This is a genomic window from Catalinimonas locisalis, from assembly GCF_038039535.1.
In the GTDB taxonomy this organism is placed as follows: Bacteria; Bacteroidota; Bacteroidia; order Cytophagales; family Cyclobacteriaceae; genus Catalinimonas.
Map to the genome: position 1 here is coordinate 1 of NZ_JBBPHP010000085.1, position 4,647 is coordinate 4,647.

3 protein-coding genes are annotated in these 4,647 nt (G+C 43.5%); all 3 read right to left on the minus strand.

Annotated features, from left to right (window positions below; translation table 11 throughout):
• Nucleotides 1-183 precede the first annotated feature (183 nt).
• Nucleotides 184-1,284 (minus strand): transporter substrate-binding domain-containing protein, encoded by a 1,101-nt coding sequence (locus WJR50_RS33780; protein ID WP_341297736.1) that lies wholly within the window; start codon nucleotides 1,282-1,284, stop codon nucleotides 184-186.
• Nucleotides 1,285-1,450: 166 nt separating this feature from the next.
• Nucleotides 1,451-2,677, minus strand: coding sequence for a succinylglutamate desuccinylase/aspartoacylase family protein (locus WJR50_RS33785; protein WP_341297737.1), 1,227 nt, complete (start codon nucleotides 2,675-2,677; stop codon nucleotides 1,451-1,453).
• Nucleotides 2,640-4,514, minus strand: coding sequence for a glutamate-cysteine ligase family protein (locus tag WJR50_RS33790; protein ID WP_341297738.1), 1,875 nt, complete (start codon nucleotides 4,512-4,514; stop codon nucleotides 2,640-2,642). Before WJR50_RS33790 ends, WJR50_RS33785 begins: the two co-directional genes overlap by 38 nt.
• Nucleotides 4,515-4,647: the final 133 nt, after the last annotated feature.

Genomic DNA, 4,647 nt, shown 5'->3' on the forward strand with positions numbered 1-4,647 from the left:
CTACTTTGGCAAAACTGTCAAATTATCATCAACCGACTGGCGTAAATACCAAATAGAATTTTTAAACATGATCTTAGTAGTTAGCTCATCTCAAAATTTTGTAATAGAAAAATACTACCTCCTTTAACGCTGGCTGGGTAATGAGTTGTAATAGGCGAGATTTGTCATCAACCACTGCTCCTTTTACTTTCCAGCGTTTTCAGGCACGTATCGCTCTAACTGTTTCTGCCACTGGTCAGTCTTAATTACCTGCAGCACTTCGCGGTTGATATCTTCCTGTAAAGCATTTTCTTCTCTCATACCCAGCGCAAAGTATTGGGGGTTAAGCTTTAGAGGCTGTATCTTTAAAGCTATGTTCTGGCTGTTATCAATCGTATATTTTAACAGGGGTACACTACTAACCACTACCTCAGGCTGCTCATTTTCTACCGCTTTCAGTGCTTCCTTCAGGCTTTGGTAGGACTGGAAACTGACACTTTCTTCTTTGAGATAGGCAGCAGCATGCGAACCTTCTACCGCTGCTACTTTCATATCGCGTAAGTCATCAGGAATATCAAGTGTTTTGGTATATGATCCTCCCATGGCTGATATTATACCTGCTGTAAGCACTGATGTCACTCCCATAGCAATCAGCATCCATAACAAAGCTACTGCACGACCAAAAAAAGTGACCGGGGCTTTATCTCCGTAGCCTATGGTAGTCATGGTGACACCAGCCCACCAAAAGCCAGCACCTATGCCCCTGATGATAGAACGTTCACCTCCAAAGTTATCATCATTGCTCGTACGTTCAATAAAATAAATCAAAGTACCTACGATAAGCAGTAAAACAGAAAGCATCAGCACAATTTTCCAGAAACGCTTGCTGAAAAAAGCCGAAGCAATATCGCTCAGGTTATTGCTTTGCATCATGGCTGTTCCCAGATGAGAGGTATGGTAAAAGTAGCTGAAGTCCAGCAGAGTATCCTTCTCAGCAGATACGTTAGACAACAGTGCTATATCAATGTCACCATTTTGCAGAGCACTTTGCTGCTCCTCTTCAGGCACATTTACTAACTGATACTGTAGTTGTAAACTTTCGGCAACTTCACGCCACAACTGTACACTGATACCATCCCAGGTATTGTTCTTACCCTGAATGATGTATGGGGGTTGTGAATGGATGCCTACTCTTAGCTCTCCTCCCCTGTCTGCACTTAGGCTATCTCCCTGAGTGTATCCAACAGAAGAGAGTAATAGAAGAGGAAGTATCAGAAAAATGGTTTTCTTAAAAAAAATATGCATGCTTATTTTTTTTATACCTACTCGCCCAATTTGCTTCAGGCTTTTCAGCATAAACAGTTTAAAAAGTGTTGGTAATGTTATTAAAATCGTCTAAAGTCCTTTTTGTTTTCATCAGGAGCAGGCATTTCTACAAATACTAAGCAATATAAGTTCGTTGACTTTATGCCTAACGTTTATACCAAATAGTGTGTTGATACTCCTGCTCTCTTGAAGCTGCTTCCCGGTTTTTCATAATCAGATGATTTTTATCCAGTTGTCTGCTCCGATATCCCAAGAGATGAAAGAACTGCCTGGCAAAAAAACGGGCTACATTTTGATTGACACGCAAGGCATCATGCTGATCAGAAAGCCAGCGCACACCGGGTAGCAGTGGGAGGACATGGTCAAAATGAAACTTGCGTAGGAAAGCTGAGAGTTGAAGAAAAACTGGAGGAATCTTACGAATAAGAAAAAAACCATCATTGCCCTGGCTTTGGTATAAGGGCATGAATATTTTTCCTTCGCTGGCTGCCCCGACAGTTTTACCATCACTTTCTGCGAGTGCTTCCCCCTTTTGAATTTCCTGAAAATTACTGAAGCCTTCTTTCATGCGAAAAGTCTCCCCTGTCTTAATTTCGTGACGAGAAAATATCTCATATATGCCTTGTGAGGCTTTAGAAGCGTTTAACAGAAATTGATAGTAATGCTCAAAGTCAACCGCCTGCTTCTCAATACTGCCCGAAAAGACCAGGGTGAGATAGATAAAAGAAACCATACTTTCTACAGAAAAGCTTGCATCATGCTGCCCCCCTTCATAGCCAAAAGCTACATAGCCCAACGCATTGATATAGCTTAGCAGTGGGCCATCCAGATATTCTTCTATTCCCAATATCATAGGTACCGGGTATTGAGTGGTAAATTTCCTGTTCAGCAGGCTGTCATTAACGGTAAGGAAAGGAGTAGTCTGGCTGGAGGTAGTATGCAGATCAATGAAGTAGAATGGACCTTCTTCAGTATCCAGAATTTCTCTAATCACACGATAGATTTCTTTCTGCTGGGCGATATCTTCATGCTTTATCTCAAGTCTGCTAGTCAGCAGGTCTTCCATTTTTTCGCTGGTCCATAGGCGGTTCAGGTCTTCCCGATGATATCTCACACCTCTCTCCAGTGCCCATAGATTACCGCTAATCGCATAGATGTTTCCCTTATGTTGGATATGCTGTTCTTTAATTTCTTTTAGCACCTTATCCAGCGCAAAAATACCTGCCGGTTCGTTGCCATGAATACCTCCTGTAAAGATAAGCGTGGGTCCGGGTTCATTACTTTTGAGCTGACCGATCAATCGGCCAATATTAAGAGATTGATTAAGGGCTTTGCTATTTACCTGCACCATGTAGGAACGCACTAATATCATTGTTTGTGATGATGCCCACCAGGTCTTGCTCATGTACTACCGGAAGACAGCCGATTTTATGTTGTTTCATCAGTTGGATAGCCTCACTGATTTTGGTGTGGTATTGCACGGTGATCACTTCTTTGATCATAATATCCCCCACCGTACGATCATCATCCCTGTCTTCTTTTTTTTGACTTTCCATGTGCGACCAGGTCAGCAGTCCGCAGAGCTTTCCTGATTGATTTTCTACCGGCACATGATGGATGTTCTTCCACTGCATCATGCTGGTAGCCAAACTTGCCAGGTCTCCTTCGTGTACGCTAAACATCCGGGTAGACATGATATGCCCTACCTGCTCTGCTGCTTTGTGAATAGCTGCTCTACTTTCCACGCCTGGCCATTGATGGACTGGAAATTCCGTTTGCTGATGCTCATAAATAGCACTGGTAAGTGCCAGCAATGCATCATCCTGCTTCATTTTTTTTCTGCAGGCACGATAGTTTTCTACCTGCCATTGCGCTCCGTTCTTCCCTTGGGTACGCTGCTCAATGATACCCAGCAGGCGGTCTATATCTTTCTGATCAATCTGCATCTTTTGTAAACCTATATAAGCCAGGGGCAACAATTCATTGATCACCAACTCCTGCACTGACACAGCCTTACCCATCCAGTGCAGTATGGTTTCTTTACCCGTTCTGGCTGCTTTGATAAAGTTAGCTTTGGCATCACGAAAATCCATACAGGCAGACATATCATCAAATTTGGCAGGCCTGCCTTTCATCAAACCTACCCAAAAGGCAAAATTAGCCATTTCATCCAGCGTAGTAGGGCCGGAAGGAATATAGCGATTCTCAATACGCACATGAGCCTTACCTCCGCCTACACCATAGCAGGGACGATTCCAATGATAAATAGTACCATTATGCAGATTGAGTGCTTCCAGCCTGGGTATATTTCCGTTTTGTAATTCCTCCATTGAATTGCTGGCAATCTCTCTGGAAAGAATCACCCTATGTTGAGTAATATTGTCTTTAAAAATCTCGGCAATAGAGCCACTAGCCCAGGCATTGCCAAAGCTTACCCTGCCTTGCTGATCTTTGAGCGCATAAGAAGAACTGCGGGTATCAATGCTTTGCTGGAAAAGCGCGATACGGGTTTCGCTCCACAACTCTCTGCCTATCAATAAAGGAGAGTTTGCACATATACCCAGCACTGGTCCGGAAATCGCCTGAGCCCAGTTGTAGCTGGCAATAAAATCCTGAGGGGCAATCTGTAGGTGCAACTGAAAGCTCGTATTACAGGCTTCAAAAAGTACGGAATTATGAGTGATGGTAAGCTCATCCACTCCCAGCAGATGTAGAGAAAAGTCTGCTCCTCTTAGCGTCCTGATCATTTCGTTCAGTGCACGATATCGGGGCGTAGGTGTCATGTACTCCAGTTCCAGTTCATTCTTACTGATCGTGGGCAGAATTCCGCTAAGTACAATCTTTGTGTTATGCTTCTTCCCTGCTGCTTTGGCTTTTGCCAGCAGGCTGTTCAGTTGTTTTTCAACAAGGGAGAAGCCGTCAGCTTTCAACTCCTGCGGGTCAAGGTTGATCTCCAGGTTGTAGCGGGCGATTTCGGTAGTAAAGTGAGGATCATCAACAGACGCTAATATCTGCTCTGCATTTTTGGTAGGCCGCCAGTGATTATTCACCAAACAAAACTCCTGCTCAGCCCCTATGCGGACGATGTCATCTTCTATCAGATCATGCGCAAGCATGTATTCCAGCGCCTGAAGGTCATCCAGCAGATGCCTGATAAACTTTGCCCGCTTTTCATGATTGAGTTGGCTATTTACTTTTTTTTCCCCCATATCATTTAGTCTGACTGATAAATACGCCTGTAGACTTAAAAATAGCTTTTTCCAGCTAAGAGCATGTTTAAATTTTGAAAAGAGCAGGTCAGGACGTAAACTTTGGGTCAACCAAAACTCAAAAGTTTATGCA